Annotated in this window: 12 protein-coding genes; 9 read left to right on the top strand and 3 right to left on the bottom strand. The window is 70.4% G+C overall.

The genetic code is table 11. The features are described from left to right. From JOB34_RS09060 to JOB34_RS09050, 3 genes are all read left to right on the top strand, one after another. On the top strand, nt 1-1,191 hold the full coding sequence (locus JOB34_RS09060; RefSeq protein WP_208052346.1) for a homoserine O-acetyltransferase: 1,191 nt from the start codon (nt 1-3) through the stop codon (nt 1,189-1,191). Nucleotides 1,192-1,239: 48 nt separating this feature from the next. Continuing rightward, on the top strand, nt 1,240-1,596 hold the full coding sequence (locus JOB34_RS09055; RefSeq protein WP_179481529.1) for a universal stress protein: 357 nt from the start codon (nt 1,240-1,242) through the stop codon (nt 1,594-1,596). 304 nt (nt 1,597-1,900) lie between these two features. Then, on the top strand, nt 1,901-3,286 hold the full coding sequence (locus JOB34_RS09050; protein ID WP_233767745.1) for an RNA polymerase sigma factor: 1,386 nt from the start codon (nt 1,901-1,903) through the stop codon (nt 3,284-3,286). 90 nt (nt 3,287-3,376) lie between these two features. Here JOB34_RS09050 and JOB34_RS09045 read toward each other — a convergent pair whose 3' ends face one another. Genes JOB34_RS09045 through JOB34_RS09035 form a run of 3 tightly spaced genes read right to left on the bottom strand, consistent with a single transcriptional unit; the run spans nt 3,377 to nt 7,921 of the window. Further along, on the bottom strand, nt 3,377-5,641 hold the full coding sequence (locus tag JOB34_RS09045; RefSeq protein WP_208052344.1) for a DUF3488 and transglutaminase-like domain-containing protein: 2,265 nt from the start codon (nt 5,639-5,641) through the stop codon (nt 3,377-3,379). Next, on the bottom strand, nt 5,638-6,918 hold the full coding sequence (locus JOB34_RS09040) for a DUF58 domain-containing protein (RefSeq protein WP_208052343.1): 1,281 nt from the start codon (nt 6,916-6,918) through the stop codon (nt 5,638-5,640). Before JOB34_RS09040 ends, JOB34_RS09045 begins: the two co-directional genes overlap by 4 nt. A 1-nt stretch (nt 6,919) precedes the next feature. Continuing rightward, on the bottom strand, nt 6,920-7,921 hold the full coding sequence (locus tag JOB34_RS09035; RefSeq protein WP_208052342.1) for an AAA family ATPase: 1,002 nt from the start codon (nt 7,919-7,921) through the stop codon (nt 6,920-6,922). Between the two features lie 255 nt (nt 7,922-8,176). Here JOB34_RS09035 and mraZ point away from each other — a divergent pair, with 255 nt between their 5' ends. From mraZ to mraY, 6 genes are all read left to right on the top strand, one after another. Then, nucleotides 8,177-8,611, top strand: coding sequence for a division/cell wall cluster transcriptional repressor MraZ (gene mraZ / locus JOB34_RS09030; RefSeq protein WP_208052341.1), 435 nt, complete (start codon nt 8,177-8,179; stop codon nt 8,609-8,611). A 192-nt stretch (nt 8,612-8,803) separates the two neighbouring features. Beyond that, nucleotides 8,804-9,787, top strand: a complete 984-nt coding sequence (gene rsmH / locus JOB34_RS09025) for a 16S rRNA (cytosine(1402)-N(4))-methyltransferase RsmH (RefSeq protein ID WP_208052340.1) — start codon at nt 8,804-8,806, stop codon at nt 9,785-9,787. Next, on the top strand, nt 9,784-10,491 hold the full coding sequence (locus JOB34_RS09020) for a hypothetical protein (RefSeq protein WP_208052339.1): 708 nt from the start codon (nt 9,784-9,786) through the stop codon (nt 10,489-10,491). The genes rsmH and JOB34_RS09020 overlap by 4 nt, the downstream gene beginning before the upstream one ends. 376 nt (nt 10,492-10,867) lie before the next feature. Further along, on the top strand, nt 10,868-12,631 hold the full coding sequence (locus JOB34_RS09015; RefSeq protein WP_208052338.1) for a penicillin-binding protein 2: 1,764 nt from the start codon (nt 10,868-10,870) through the stop codon (nt 12,629-12,631). Next, complete coding sequence (murF, locus tag JOB34_RS09010) at nt 12,628-14,013, top strand: UDP-N-acetylmuramoyl-tripeptide--D-alanyl-D-alanine ligase (RefSeq protein ID WP_208052337.1); 1,386 nt, start codon at nt 12,628-12,630, stop codon at nt 14,011-14,013. Before JOB34_RS09015 ends, murF begins: the two co-directional genes overlap by 4 nt. After that, nucleotides 14,010-15,086 carry a phospho-N-acetylmuramoyl-pentapeptide-transferase gene (gene mraY / locus JOB34_RS09005; protein ID WP_179481511.1) on the top strand — a complete coding sequence of 359 codons (1,077 nt, stop codon included), beginning with the start codon at nt 14,010-14,012 and terminating at the stop codon, nt 15,084-15,086. Before murF ends, mraY begins: the two co-directional genes overlap by 4 nt. Nucleotides 15,087-15,088 lie beyond the last annotated feature (2 nt).

Genomic DNA, 15,088 nt, shown 5'->3' with positions numbered 1-15,088 from the left:
ATGACTGTGACGCAACAACGCCACCGACCGACCCCGGAGCGCGACGCTGCGCGCCCGGCTGACCGTTGGGTGCGCCCGCCCGTCGGCACCAACCCCGCATCTCGAGCCCTGCTGCTGCCCGAGATCACTCTGGAGAGCGGTGTGCCGCTGCCCCAGGTGACCGTGACGTTCCAGACCTGGGGGACCCTCAACGCGAACGCCGACAACGCCGTCCTGGTCGAGCACGCACTCACCGGCGACTCCCACGTCGTGGGCCCGGCCGGGCCCGGGCAGCCCACCGCCGGCTGGTGGCCCGGGCTCATCGGGCCGGGTGCGCCGCTGGACACCCGCGAGCTGTTCGTGGTCGCCAGCAACGTGCTCGGCGGCTGTCGCGGCACGACAGGTCCGGGATCATCGGATCCGGCGGGTCGCCCGTGGGGCGCGAGGTTCCCGGCGACGACCGTGCGGGACCAAGTCGCCGTGGAAGCACGGCTCGCCGACGCGCTCGGCATCGACCGCTGGCGGCTGGTGCTCGGCGGATCGATGGGCGGGATGCGCGCACTGGAATGGGTGGCGGGTCACCCCGACCGGGTCGACGGCGCGCTCGTCATCGCCAGCACCGCCCGCGCCACGGCCGACCAGATCGCCTGGGGCCAGGCGCAGGCACTCGCGATCACCTCCGACCCGGACTACCTCGGCGGCGACTACTACGGGCACGGACCGGGCCCCCGGCAAGGGCTGGGCCTCGCCCGCCGGATCGCGCATACGACGTACCGCAGCGCCGCCGAGCTGGACACCAGGTTCGGGCGCGACCCGCAGGGCGCCGAGGACCCGATGAGCGACGGCCGGTTCGCCGTCGAGAGCTATCTGGACCATCAGGCCGCCAAACTGACCGCCCGCTTCGACGCCGGGTCCTACCTGCAACTTTCCCGGGCGATGGCGACGCATGACGTGACCCGCGGGCGCGGCTCGCTCGCGCACGTGCTCGGGGCGTACGACGGAATGTTGCGCACGGTCGCCGTCGACTCCGACCGGCTCTTCCCGGTGGAGTTGTCGCAGGAGATCGTCGAGGCCCACGGGCGAGGCGGGGTGCAGGTGATGTCGTCCTCCCACGGTCATGACGGCTTCCTGATTGAGACCGACGCCATCGCCGCAGCGGTGGCTGACGCGGTGGATGCCGTCCGCGGGGTGCGACCCCGCGAGGTCGGGTAGCGTCGGCCGCAGACGTCGAGCCCGCCCCGCCGGTCCAAGGAGGCAACGATGAGCGTCGTGGTCAGTTACCTGCCGAGCCCGGAGGGGGAGGCGGCGATCACCCGCGCGGCCGACGAGGCGCGCGACGGCGGCGGCCCGCTCATCGTCGTCCCGTCGCGGGGGCGTCGGGATGAGCTGAACGCGGCGCTGGAGCGGATCCGGGCGGACGGGGTGCAGGCGGAGGTCGCAGACCCGGACGGCGATGACATCACCGACTTCCTGCTCGATCTGGTGCGGTCCCGGTCCGCTCGACTGCTGGTCATCGGCCTACGACGGCGCAGCGCGGTCGGTAAACTCATCCTCGGCTCGCACGCGCAACGGATCCTGCTGGACGCCGACTGTCCGGTGCTCGCGGTCAAGCCCTGAGCGGCCCGATCGGCCGGTGGACGGAGCACGGCCGAAGTCGTTTTATAATGGTAACCAGAGGCTGTCGCCGACCTGGGCGGACGAGCTTCACGATCCCCAAACTTCGATGCCGCCCTAAGCGGTCGGTGTCGCGCGCGCTCATCGCGCCGATGCTGTTGTTTCGAAAGGTAGTTGGTGACCACCCGTGGCCAAAGTCAACACTGCGTCCGAGCTGCCGCAGCACATCTCCCACCCCGCCCTGGAGAAGCTGGTGCGTACGTCGCGGACCAGCGGAGGCGTGAGCGGTGCGGAGCTGACCTCGGCCATGCATGAGGCCGGGCACGACGTACGTCGCGCCCCTGCTGTGCTGCGCGCCCTCGCCGCGGCCGGTGTCGAGGTGACCCCCGCCGCCGAGCGCACCCCCGTGGTCGCTGCGACCACCACCAAGAAGGCCGCGGCCACCAAGAAGGTCGCCGCGAAGAAGGCACCGGCCAAGGCCGCCGTCGAGTCTGGCCAGGACGACGGTGTCACAGTGACCAAGGTGGCTCCCAAGACCACGAAGGCCGCGGCCGCCAAGACCGCCGCTGCCGCGAAGACCGCGACGGCCAAGCGTGCACGGGCCGCGAAGGCTGCCGACGCGGCCGCCGCGTCGTCCGAGGCCGAGCCGGAGGAGTCCACCGACGAGACCACCGCGAAGCAGGACGGTCAGGCCGCCAAGGAGGCCTCGGAGGCCGCCGGCGGATTCGTGCTCAGCCAGAACGACGACGACGACGCCCCGGCCCAGCAGGTCGTCACCGCGGGAGCGACCGCCGACCCGGTCAAGGACTACCTGAAGCAGATCGGCAAAGTCGCGCTGCTCAACGCCGAGCAGGAGGTCGACCTCGCCAAGCGCATCGAGGCGGGTTTGTTCGCCGAGGAGAAGCTGAACTCCGGCGACAAGATCGACATGAAGCTCAAGCGCGAGCTGTGGTGGATCTCCCAGGACGGCAAGAACGCCAAGAACCACCTCCTGGAGGCCAACCTGCGCCTCGTGGTCTCGCTGGCCAAGCGCTACACCGGTCGCGGGATGCTCTTCCTGGACCTGATCCAGGAGGGCAACCTCGGTCTGATCCGTGCGGTCGAGAAGTTCGACTACACGAAGGGCTACAAGTTCTCCACGTACGCCACCTGGTGGATCCGGCAGGCGATCACGCGTGCCATGGCCGACCAGGCCCGCACCATCCGCATCCCGGTGCACATGGTGGAGGTCATCAACAAGCTGGCCCGGGTGCAGCGTCAGATGCTGCAGGACCTGGGCCGGGAGCCGACCCCGGAGGAGCTCGCCAAGGAGCTCGACATGACCCCGGAGAAGGTCGTCGAGGTGCAGAAGTACGGCCGCGAGCCGATCTCCCTGCACACCCCGCTCGGTGAGGACGGCGACTCCGAGTTCGGTGACCTCATCGAGGACTCCGAGGCCGTCGTGCCCGCGGACGCCGTCTCGTTCACCCTTCTGCAGGAGCAGCTGCACTCGGTGCTCGACACCCTGTCCGAGCGGGAGGCCGGCGTGGTCTCGATGCGCTTCGGTCTGACCGACGGCCAGCCCAAGACGCTCGACGAGATCGGCAAGGTCTACGGCGTGACGCGCGAGCGCATCCGCCAGATCGAGTCCAAGACCATGAGCAAGCTGCGTCACCCGTCGCGGTCGCAAGTGCTGCGCGACTACCTGGACTGACCTCCAGGTCGACATCGGAGGAACAGAAGGCCGCGCGCTCGCGAGAGTGCGCGGCCTTCTGCGTATCTGCCGCGGTCCGTCGCCGGTCCCTCAGCGCCGCGTGCGCCTCGAGAAGAGGGAGCGCACCGCGCGCCGTCCCGACCGCGGGAACAAGGTGGCGACGACCCGCGTACGGAACGAGCGGCTCCGGCGGATCCGCATCAGCAGATCGTCGGCGGGAGCCGACAGATCGTCACCCGGACCGGGTCGCGGGCTGTAGCGGACCCGCTCCAGCACGTCGACCGCGCGGTGCAGCGACTCCTGCCCCTCCCGACCCACCACCAGGTGCAACCGGTAGTGCGCCTCCTGGGAGCGCGGCGACACCTGCGGCGCCGGGTCGATGCCCAGGTCCTCCATCCGCGAGACCAGGTCGTCCCACTGCGCCTGCACGCGGGCGGCATCGTCTGCGGCGCCGTGCCCGACCTGCAGTCGGCGCCGGGACCACCGGGCCAGCAACGGCAGGACGGCGAACGCGGCCGCGAGGACCAGCAGGGCGGCGAACACCCACAGCAGCCAGACCAGGTGCAGGTTCACGGAGCGCGAGGCGGTGGGGGTGGTGGTGCCCGGTGCGCTGGTCACCGAGTTGCTGCCCCGTGCGGTGCGGCCGCCGGAGGCGGAACGTCGGGGGGCGGCGCTCTCGGGGCTGCCGATCGTGGGGCTCGCGTACGGCGGCGCGAGACCCGTCCGTGCCGCAGGGGTGGGTTCGAATCGGGTCCAGCCCATCCCCGGGAAGTACAGCTCGGGCCAGGCGTGCGCGTCGGACTGATGCACCTGGTAGGAGCCGGATGAGTCCACCGTGCCGGGGAGGAAGCCCACCCCGAGGCGCGCCGGCACCCCGATGGAGCGGGCCGCCATCACCATCGCCGTGGCGAACTGCATGCAGTAGCCCCGCCGGGTCACCAGGAAGTTGCTGATGGGGTCCAGTGGCCGCCCCGCGGAGTCCTTGCGGGTCGGGTCCAACGTCAGCGAATAGTTGAAGTTGTCACCGTCGCGGAAGTAGTCCTGGATCGCGATGACCCTCTGGAAGGGCGTCCCGCTCGGCGCCGCGGTGTGCACGAGCGCCTCGATGCGGCTCTGCGAGGCCTGGTCGACGACGAGGTCGGGGCCGAATCCCGTGGTATCGATGGTCTGCGACGAGGGCCGGGCGCTCGCGGGTTGACTGAGGTACCGGACCGTGTAGCTGTCCTCGAGCCGGGTCGTCGACGGCTGGGTGGTGTCCGGGTCGTAACTCCAGGTGGCGCCCCCGAAGTTGGCGCTGGCGACCTGGGTGGGGGCCACGACGTACGGCGGGCGCATCGTGTTCTGGGTGATGACCATGGTGTAGGGGGAGCTGGTGATCGGCACCGTGTTCTGCCCGTAGCGCTGCAGCGGCGCTCCGTTGACTCCGCGCAACAGGTACGACGGCCGCGCCGGGACCCAGTGGTCGCCGGTGTAGTCGTCCGCGACCAGTGCGCGGAGCGGCGGTGGGTTGAGGTCCGCGGTGCGCAGCGTGAGCACGGGGGAGTGGTCGCGGTCGACGAGGTTGTTGTGCAGGTCCAGATCGGTCGAGAAGCCGACGGTGGTGGCCGGGCCGTTGCCGCGTGCGAGACCGTTGGCCATGAACTTCTGTGAGGCGGCGGGAAGCGATGCGGCGATCACCAGCGCCGCGATCAGGGCGCCGACACCGGCTGTCCGGGTGAAGGGACCGAAATCGTGTCCGCCGAGCAGGGCGGTCGGATTGTTGGGGCGTCCGGGGATGCGCGCCCGCAGCCCCGACCAGTCACGCGCGGACCGCTCGGAGGCGGCGTAGAGCATCGCCAGCCAGGCGAGGCCGAGAGCGAACGAGTAGCGGGGGTGCAACGACCCGCCGGAGTTGGCCGCGGAGATCACGAACTCCACCAGCAACGGGACGCCGGCCAGGCCGGGCGAGCGGGCCGACACCGCCAGGAAGTCCACGGTGATCGCGATGATCGCGATGATCAGGCCGATGAAGAAGACGACGCCGACCGTGGACGGGGCCGGCGCGGCGTACGCCGTCACCGTGTGGTGCGCGTCCGCTCCGAGCGCGCGCAGCGCCGAGGGCAGGCTGGTGTCCAGGTGGTCGTGCAGGTGAGTGACCACGGTGACCGCGGTCACTCCGATCAGTTGAACCGACAGCGTGAGCATCGGGGGCAGGTCCAATGCCCGCCCGGCCATCCCGAGCAGGGCTGCCAGCGTGACCAACCCGAGTGTTTCGTCGATCCACGCATTACCCACGAAGAGGGTGGTGATGGGCCAGGCCGCGATCATCGTCGCGAGAGCGGCAAGGAACGTCTGTGCGGGACGGGCGCGGGTCATCGCATCGCCGCCCCGACCGGCGCGATGCCGGCCACCGATCGCCAGGCAGCGGGCACGCCGGATCGCGGGCCGACCACCACCGTGCGCCAGCCGGCCGCCTGGAACTCGTGCGCGACCGCCCGGGCGTCCGCCCCCTCAACCTCCGAATCGCGTCGATAGGCGTCGGTGTCGACCACGATGGCGATGCCGACGGCCCCGCGACCGCAGCATGCGGCCAGCTGGCGCAGGCCGGCGGCCGGGCGGTCGGTGAGGACGGCGACCATCGTGGTCGATCCGGACGCCGTCCGCGACGCCTGCGCGAGCACCTGCGCGTGCAGCCCGTCCTCGCACTCCTGCGCCTCGGCCAGGTCGCGCAGCATGGTGTCGGAGGACGACGGCGTCTCGTACCGTTCGTCGTCCAGCGACTCGGGGGCGAGCAGATGGGTCAGATAGTTCAGGTCGTGCAGCAGCAGCGCGATCGAGGCGGTGGCGCTGATGGTCCACTCGAAGGAGTCGTAGGCGCCGTCGACGCGGTGGGCACTGGTGCGGGCGTCGTACATCAGCAGGGCGTGCTTGTATGCGGGCCGGTCCTCGTGGCGCACCATCAGCTCACCCCGGTGCGCGGTCGCGGCCCAGTGGATCCGGCGCAGCTCATCGCCTTCGACGTAGGCGCGGATGCTGACGTCCTGCTCTCCGTGCAACGCGATGGAGTGACCCGAGTCGCCTTCGCCGCCGCTGGCGTACGGCAGCCGGTGCCGCACCAGGGGGAAGGTCTGGGGCAGGACGAGGATCTGGTCGTCGGCGGGGATGACGGTGCCCGCCCAGCACATGCCGAACGGATCGGGGTGCTCGATGGTGGTCGGTCCGATCGTGTGCAGCCCGCGGGCGCGACCCCGGACGGTGTACTCGACGACGGCTTTGCCCCGCGCCGGGATGCTCGGCAGCGTGTAGCGAGGTCGGTCCCCGAGGCTGGCGTCGATGCTGTCCTGGGCAGTGCCGAACCGGCTGGCGCGCTTCGCCCGGTTCGCGAACACGGCGCGTACGGGCGCCGGCTCGTCCGGGTGCAGGATCACCGGCGCGATGGTGCGGGTCAGTTCCAGGTGCGCCGCGCGGCGGGAGGCGAGCAGCGTCGCCAACAACGGCAGCAGGAGGAGGAAGATCCCGATCCGGGTGATGTCGCCGTAACCGAGCGCCAGCCCGGTGATCGTGAGTGCGACTCCCGCGGCAACGACGGCGTGCCCGCGCGAGGTCAGGCGCGCGCGTGTGTGCCGCCGCCCGGCAGCGGGTGCGCGCACCATGTCAGCGGGCCTGCGCGGGGACGGGGACACGCTCCAACAGCTGCGCCAGAGTGTCGGACGCAGATCGTCCGCTGGCGTCGCCGCCCATGATGACGCGGTGGGACAGGACCGGGATCCAGAGCCGCTGCACGTCCTCGGGGAGCACGTGGTCACGGCCGTCGAGTGCGGCCTGCGCGCGGGCGGCGCGCAGCAGCTGCAGCGCGCTGCGGGGTGAGGCGCCGAGGCGGACGCCGGGCGCCGTCCGGGTCGCGGTCACGAGGTCGACGATGTACTGGCGCAGCGCGGCGCTGGCATAGACACCGGAGACCGCTTCAATGGCGCGCAGGACCAGGGCGGCGTCGGCGACCGGCCGCAGCGCCTCCAACGGACGGTGCGCCGAGTGCAGGTCGAGCATCCGCATCTCCGCCGCTGCGGTCGGATAGCCCATCGAGATGCGCGCCATGAACCGGTCACGTTGCGCCTCGGGGAGCGGGTAGGTGCCCTCCATCTCGATGGGGTTCTGGGTGGCCATCACCATGAACGGGCGCTGCAGCAGGTAGGTCTGACCGTCGACGGTGACCTGGTTCTCCTCCATGCACTCCAGGAGGGCCGACTGCGTCTTGGGCGAGGCGCGGTTGATCTCGTCGCCCACCACGATCCCAGCGAAGACCGCGCCACGGCGGAACTCGAACTGGTGGGTGTCCTGGTTGAAGATGCTCACCCCCGTCACGTCGCTGGGCAGCAGGTCAGGGGTGAACTGCAAGCGACGCATGGTGCAGTCGATCGACCGCGCGAGGGCCTTGGCCAGCATCGTCTTGCCGACACCGGGCACGTCCTCGATCAGCAGGTGTCCCTCGGCCAACAGCACCACGACCGCGGTGGCGATGGCCTCGCTCTTGCCCTCGATCACCCCGGCCACCGAGGCCTGGATGTCGCCGGCGACCCGGCGTACGTCGTCCAGACTCATCGCCGATCGCGAAGTCGCCGTCTGCGAGAGCGCATCGACCGATGCGGAATGCTTCATGGATGAATCCTGCCTGATGGGCAGGCGCCATGTAGCCGGGTGCCCGACCTCGGGTCCGACCGGTCATGCGGCCGGCGTACGCCGTTGCCGGTCCTCCACCATCCTCCACCCGCCCTGACCTGCACTTTTTGGGGCGACATGAGATTCAGCGGCCTCCTTTTGCTTCGTTTGTGGGGGGATGTGGAGTAAAGTGGAGGACAGCGGAGAGTCGGGTCGGCCGAACCTCGTGGGACGACGATCGGGAGGTGTGGCGCGATGTTCCTCGGCACCCACCACCCCCGCCTCGACGAGAAGGGCCGCCTGATCCTTCCCGCGAAGTTCCGCGACCAACTCGCGGGCGGTCTGGTCATCACCCGCGGCCAGGACCGTTGCCTCTACGTCTTCGCGATGTCGGACTTCGAGCGGCTCGCCGAGCAGATGAATAACACCCCGGTCACCAACCGGGGGGTCCGCAACTTCCAGCGCGTCCTGCTGTCGGCCGCCTCCGATGAGATCCCGGACAAGCAGGGGCGGGTCACCGTCCCCGCCGTGCTGCGCGAGTACGCCGGCCTGAGCAAGGACTGCACGGTCATCGGCACGGGCAACCGGCTCGAGCTGTGGGACACCACCGCGTGGACCCAGTTCCTGGAAGCCACCGAGGACGACTTCGCCTCCCAGGGCGAGGAGGTGATCCCCGGAGGGTTCTTCTGAGATCCGGCCTCCATCCGTTCGCCGGATGCACCGATGCCACTTCCCCGGCACCGGAGCATCAGCCGCTCGTCGGCAACAGCGACGGCTGGGGACCAGGCATCAGACAGCGCCCTGCAGCACATCGCACAGATCCCGCAGCACCCATCAGCACGTCACGCCGTCCGAGCCGCACCAGAGGGGAGATCCGCCGCGATGAGCCACACCGACAGCAACGCCGCCGAGCGGCACACCCCCGTGATGCGCGAACGCATCCTGGAGCTGCTCGCACCCTCCCTGGAGACCCCTGGCGCGGTCTTCGTGGACGCGACCCTCGGAATGGGGGGACACACCGAGGCCGTCCTCGAACGTTTCTCCGGTGTCACGGCATACGGTGTGGACCGTGACACCGAGGCCGTGGCCCTCGCGGGGGAGCGGCTGGAGCGCTTCGGCGACCGATTCCGCCCTGTGCACGCCGTCTACGACGACGCGTTCACCGAGCTGGTCCGTCTCGGCGTGCGCGAGTCGCAGGCAGTGCTCTTCGATCTCGGCGTCTCATCCCTGCAGTTGGACGAGACCCAGCGGGGTTTCTCCTACAGCCAGGACGCGCCGCTCGACATGCGGATGGACCAGGGCGAAGGCCCCACTGCCGCCGATGTCCTCAACACCTACGACGCCGCGGCGCTCGAACGCATCCTGCGCGAGTACGGCGAGGAGCGCTTCGCCCGCCGCATCGCCCGCGCCGTCGTCCGCGAACGCGAGAAGGCGCCCTTCGACCGGTCCGCGCGGCTGGTCGACCTGCTGCGGGACGCGATCCCCGCAGCGCAGCAGCGCACCGGCGGCCACCCGGGCAAGCGCACCTTCCAGGCGCTGCGCATCGAGGTCAACCGCGAGCTGGACTCCTGGGCCGGCGCCCTGCCCCAGGCCATCGAGCACCTGGCCGTCGGCGGCCGGATCGCCATCCTGGCCTATCACTCCCTCGAGGACCGGATCGCCAAACAGGTCCTTGCCGAGGGCACCACGAGTTCGGCGCCGGTGGACCTGCCGGTCGAGCTGCCCGAGCACGAGCCCTACCTCCGTCGCCTCACCCGGGGAGCCGAACGGCCCTCCGAGCAGGAGACCTCCGAGAACCCGCGCGCGGCCTCCGCCCGGTTGCGCGCAGCAGAACGTCGTCGATCCACGAAGGGGACCTCCCGATGAGCATGAGCCCGCAGGCCGCCGTACCGCTGCGCGCCCCACGAGCGCGGGTGCCGCACCCGACCCCCGGGTCGAAGTCGCGGTCCCTGCCCACGAGCGGTGCGTCGTCGGTGCGGTTGCGGGTCGTCGCGCCCGCCGACTCCCGTGACGGGCACAGCGCCGCGTTCATCGCCGCCTGCGTGTTCGTGCTCGCGATGGGCCTCGCCACCCTGCTGGTGCTCAACACCCAGCGCGCCCAGCAGTCGTTCACGATGGACTCTCTGCAAGCGCGTTCCGCGACGTACACCGACACCCAGCAGAGCCTGCGTTCCGCGCTGCAACTGGCCGAGTCTCCGGCCTCCCTCGCGTCCCGCGCACACGCCATGGGCCTCGCTCCCGCGTCCCGGGTCCGCTACGTGGGATCCGATGGGAAGACGATCGGCGTGGCGAACGGGGCGGCGGGCAGCACCCCCTTTACCGTGGGTCCGCTGACCACCGGCGGGGCTGCGAAGGTCGCCGGGACTGCCGCGACGGGGGCCTCCCTCGGTGCCGGCGTCGGTGCTCCGGCACCGAAGAAGGCGACCAAGACGGCCAAGACCGGCACGACGAAGAGCACCAAGGACAGCCCGAAGAGCAAGGGCAAGAGCACCAAGAGCAAGAGCAGCACGACGGGCACGAAGACCAAGACCAAGAACACGACCGGCACGCACGCGACGACCACGAGGTGACCCGTTGAGTCAGACCCGTCCTCCGGGCTCCCAGGGCTCGCAGGGATCCCAGAGTTCGCGAGGGGCCCGCGGCGCCGGCTCCGCCCGTCCGCGCACGACCGGGACGACCTCGCGCGGTCGCACCGGTGCACGACCGGCCGATCGGGCGGCGGGGCAACGAGATCCGCGACGGGACTCCTCCAAGCCCGCGGCGACGCGTGCGAGGGCCACGGGGTCGGACCGACCGACCGGAACGGGCGTACGACGCCCTGCATCCGTCACCGGCTCGCAGCGTCCGGGGCGCCCGGCACGCTCCGCCGGCGGCGGAGGCAACGGGGGGCCGCCGCGCCGTCGCCCGGTCACGATGCGCCTCGGACACCCGGGCCGGCGTGCCCGGATGCTGATGGTCGCCATGCTGTTCATCTTCAGTCTGTTCACCGCGCAGATCATCCGTGTACAGGGCGTCGATGCCGCCGCCGTGTCGGCGAAGGCCCGTGACAGCCGGTTGCACCACGAGAACGTGCCCGCCCTGCGCGGTCAGATCGTCGACGACAAGGGTGCCGCGCTGGCGACCAGTGTGCAGCGCTACAACGTGACCGCGGACGCGACTCAGACCTCGCAGTACAAGAGCTTCGTGGACGGCCGCACCACGGTGCTGGGCAACTCCGGGGTGGCAGCCGGGCTCGCATCGGTGCTCGGCGGCAGCGCCAAGCAGTACTACGCGACGCTGCAGGCCGCGACCCAGCGCAAGTCCAGGTTCGTCTATCTGGTCAAGAACGTCACGCCCGAGCAGTGGCAGCGGGTCCTGGCCCTCAAGCTCGGCGGGATCTACCCCGAGTCCACCCAGACCCGGCAGTACCCGCAGGGCGCGAGCGCATCGTCGATCGTCGGCTGGGTGGACGCCGGCAGCAGCGCGGGTGCCGGCGGTGTCGAGCTGATGAAGCAGGGGATCCTCAACGGCCGGCCCGGTGTCCGCACCTACGAGGAGGCGCCCGACGGCACGGTCATCGCCACCGGTAGCAACTCCGACACCCCCGCGGTCAACGGCTCGAACGTGAAGCTCACGCTCGATTCCGACATCCAGTACTACGCGAGCAACGCGCTCGCTGCCGGGGTCAAGAAGACCCGTGCCGAGGCCGGGGACCTCGTCGTGATGGACCGGCAGGGCAACGTGCTGGCCGCGGCGTCGTACCCGAGCTTCGATCCGACCAACCCGGGCGCGGCATCCCCGGGCAACCTGCAGCCCCGAGGGTTCGCCGAGACCTACGAGCCGGGCTCGACCAGCAAGATCATCACCATGGCCGCCGCGCTGTCCGCCGGCGTCGCCACTCCCACCTCCCAGGTGATCGTGCCGTCGCAGCTGCGCCGCGGGGGAGCCCTCTTCCACGACTCCGAGCCGCACGGCACCGAGAGCCTCACGGTCGCCGGCGTCCTCGCCGAGTCCTCCAACATGGGCACGATGCTGACCGGGTCGAAGGTGTCCTCCGACTACCTCTACGGCTTCATGCGCAAGTTCGGCCTGGGCGCGCCCACCGGCGTGGGCTTCCCCGGAGAGACCGGCGGCATCGTGGCGCCACCGTCGCAGTGGAGCGGTTCGCAGAAGTACACCGTGATGTTCGGGCAGGGCCTGTCCACCACGTTGATGCAGCAGGCGTCGGTCTACCAGACCGTCGCGAACGACGGGGTGCGTCTGCCGGTCAACCTGATCGCGGGGGTGCAGAACGCGTCCGGCGGGTGGACCAAGCCCGCGGACTCGCGCAAGCCGGTGCGGGTCATCTCGACCGGCGTCGCGAGCCAGCTGCGCACGATGCTGAGCGGCGTGGTCGGCCAGGACGGTACGGCGCAGAAGGCCAAGGTCGCGGGCTACAACGTCGCCGGCAAGACCGGCACCGCGGAGCTGTACGACGCCAAGCTCGGCCGTTACAACGGCTACACAGCCTCCTTCATCGGGATGGCTCCGGCGGAGAACCCGCAGTACATCGTCGCGGTCGCGCTGCAGAACCCGAAGACCACGATCTACGGCGGTGAGGCGGCCGCGCCGATCTTCTCCCAGGTGGCCGGCTATGTGCTGCGCACGCGCGGCGTCGCACCGAGCCGCAAGCCGGTCTCGCTCTACCCGATCCAGTACGCCGCCGTCAGCACCGAGCAACGTCCGAGATGATCCCTCTGGCATTGAGCGAGATCGCCCGGGTCGTAGGCGGATCTCTGGTGGGCCACGACGTCCTCGTCGATGGCCCGGTCGTGACCGACTCCCGGGAGGCACAGGCCGGCAGCCTCTACGTCGCACGGGTCGGTGAGCACGCCGACGGCCACCAGTTCGCCGACGGTGCCGCTCGCGCGGGTGCGGTCGCGACGCTCGGCAGCCGACCGGTCGAAGCCACCCCGACCGTCGTCGTCCCCGACGTGCAGGACGCCTTCGCGTCCCTGGCGCGCTCGGTCGTGGACCGGGTGTCGGGTCTGAACATCATCGGCATCACCGGCAGCTCGGGGAAGACCTCCACCAAGGACCTGCTCGGGCAGGTGCTCGCGCAGGACGGGGAGACCGTCGCGCCCCAGGGGTCCTACAACTCCGAGGTGGGCGTGCCGCTGACGCTGTGCCGGGTCACCGCTGCCACCCGTCACCTGGTGGTCGAGATGGGGGCCTCGGGTGTGGGACACATCGCCTACCTGACGCGCATGGCGCCGCCCCGGATCGGGATAGTGCTCAACGTGGGTCACGCCCACGTCGGCGAGTTCGGCTCCGTGGACGCCATCGCGCGCACCAAGTCCGAGCTGGTCGCAGCCCTGCCCTCCGACGGCGTGGCCGTGCTGAACCTGGACGACCCGCGGGTCGCCGTAATGGCCGAGAAGACGTCGGCCCGGGTGATCGGGGTGGGCCGTTCGGAGGCTGCGGACTACCGGGCGGTCGACGTACGCTCCGACACCTCCGGTCGGGCGAGTTTCACCCTGGTCACCAGTGAGGGGAGCATCCCGGTGACCCTCGCCGTGCACGGCGAGCACCACGTCGGCAACGCCCTGGCGGTGCTGGCGGCCGCGGTGGAGTCCGGTGTGGAGTTGGCCCAAGCGGTGCAGACCCTGTCGGGTGCATCGGCGCAGGCGCGCTGGCGGATGGAGGTGCAACAGCTGGAGCGGGGCATCACTCTGGTCAACGACGCCTACAACGCCAACCCCGAGTCGATGTCCGCCGCGCTGGCGGCGCTCGCGCAGATCGGGCGCGAACGTCGTACCGTGGCGGTGCTCGGGGCGATGCGGGAACTCGGCGACGAGAGCGTCTCGGCGCACCGCGCCGTGGGCACCGACGCCGTGGCGCGGGGGATCGACATCGTCGTGGCTGTGGGTCCCGACGCATCGCCGGTCGCCGATGCCGTGCAGGACGCCGCGGGGGCGGCGCAGCGGGTCGTCGACGCCGACGCGGCGTACGACCTGCTGGTCTCCATGCTGCAACCGGGGGACGTCGTGTTGTTCAAGTCGAGCCGCGACTCCGGGCTGCGTTACCTTGGCGACCGGATCACCGAACGGTTCGAAGCGGAGGATGTTTTGTGAAGGTTGTCCTGATCGGCGCGTTGATCGCGCTGGCAGTGGCATTGTTCGGGACCCGGATCTTCATCCAGTTCCTCGTGCGGCGCGGGTACGGGCAGTTCATCCGCGACGACGGACCCACCAGCCACCACACCAAACGCGGCACGCCCACGATGGGCGGCGCGGTCATCATCGCGGGTTCGGTGAGCGGCTACTTCCTCGCCCACCTGCTCAGCTGGTCGCCGCCGACCGTCTCCGGGTGTCTGGTCATGTTCCTGCTGGTCGGCCTCGGTCTCGTCGGGTTCGCCGACGACTGGATGAAGATCTCCCACCAGCGCTCGCTCGGCCTGCGCTCTGTCCAGAAGCTCGTGCTGCAGGTGCTCGTCTCGACGGTGTTCGCGATCCTCGCGACCCGCTTCGGAGACAAGGGCGGTCGTACGCCGGGCAGCTTCCACATCTCGTTCGTGCGGGACACCTGGGTCAACCTGGCCTTCGGCGGCACGGCCCTCGCCGTCGTCCTCTTCGTCCTCTGGGCCAACCTCATCGTGGCCGGCACCTCGAACGGCGTGAACCTCACCGACGGCCTCGACGGTCTCGCGACCGGCGTCAGCGCGATGGTCTTCGGCGCGTACATCCTGATCAGCGTGTGGCAGTACAACCAGAACTGCGAGTACCACTTCAGCAACAAGTGCTATCAGGTGCGCGACCCGCTCGACCTCGCCGTCGTCGCGGCGTGCGTGATGGCCTCGTGCTTCGGATTCCTGTGGTGGAACGCCACCCCGGCCAAGATCTTCATGGGCGACACCGGTTCGCTCGCGCTGGGCGGCGCGCTGGCGGGCCTCGCCATCTGCTCGCGCACGGAGCTGCTGGTCGTCATCCTCGGCGGGCTGTTCGTGCTCGAGACGCTCTCGGTGATCCTGCAGGTGGGGTCCTTCAAACTGCGCCGCAAACGGATCTTCCGGATGGCACCGCTGCACCACCACTTCGAGATGCTCGGGTGGGAACAGGTCACCGTGGTGATCCGGTTCTGGATCATCGCGGGCCTGTGCGTCGCGGTGGCGCTGGGCCTGTTCTACGCCGAGTGGGTCGTCACCTGATG

The organism is Allobranchiibius sp. GilTou38, assembly GCF_017565325.1.
GTDB classification, from domain to species: domain Bacteria; phylum Actinomycetota; class Actinomycetes; order Actinomycetales; family Dermatophilaceae; genus Allobranchiibius; species Allobranchiibius huperziae.
The sequence above is the reverse complement of the archived record's forward strand: the minus strand, read 5'-3'. Positions and strand labels throughout refer to the sequence as shown.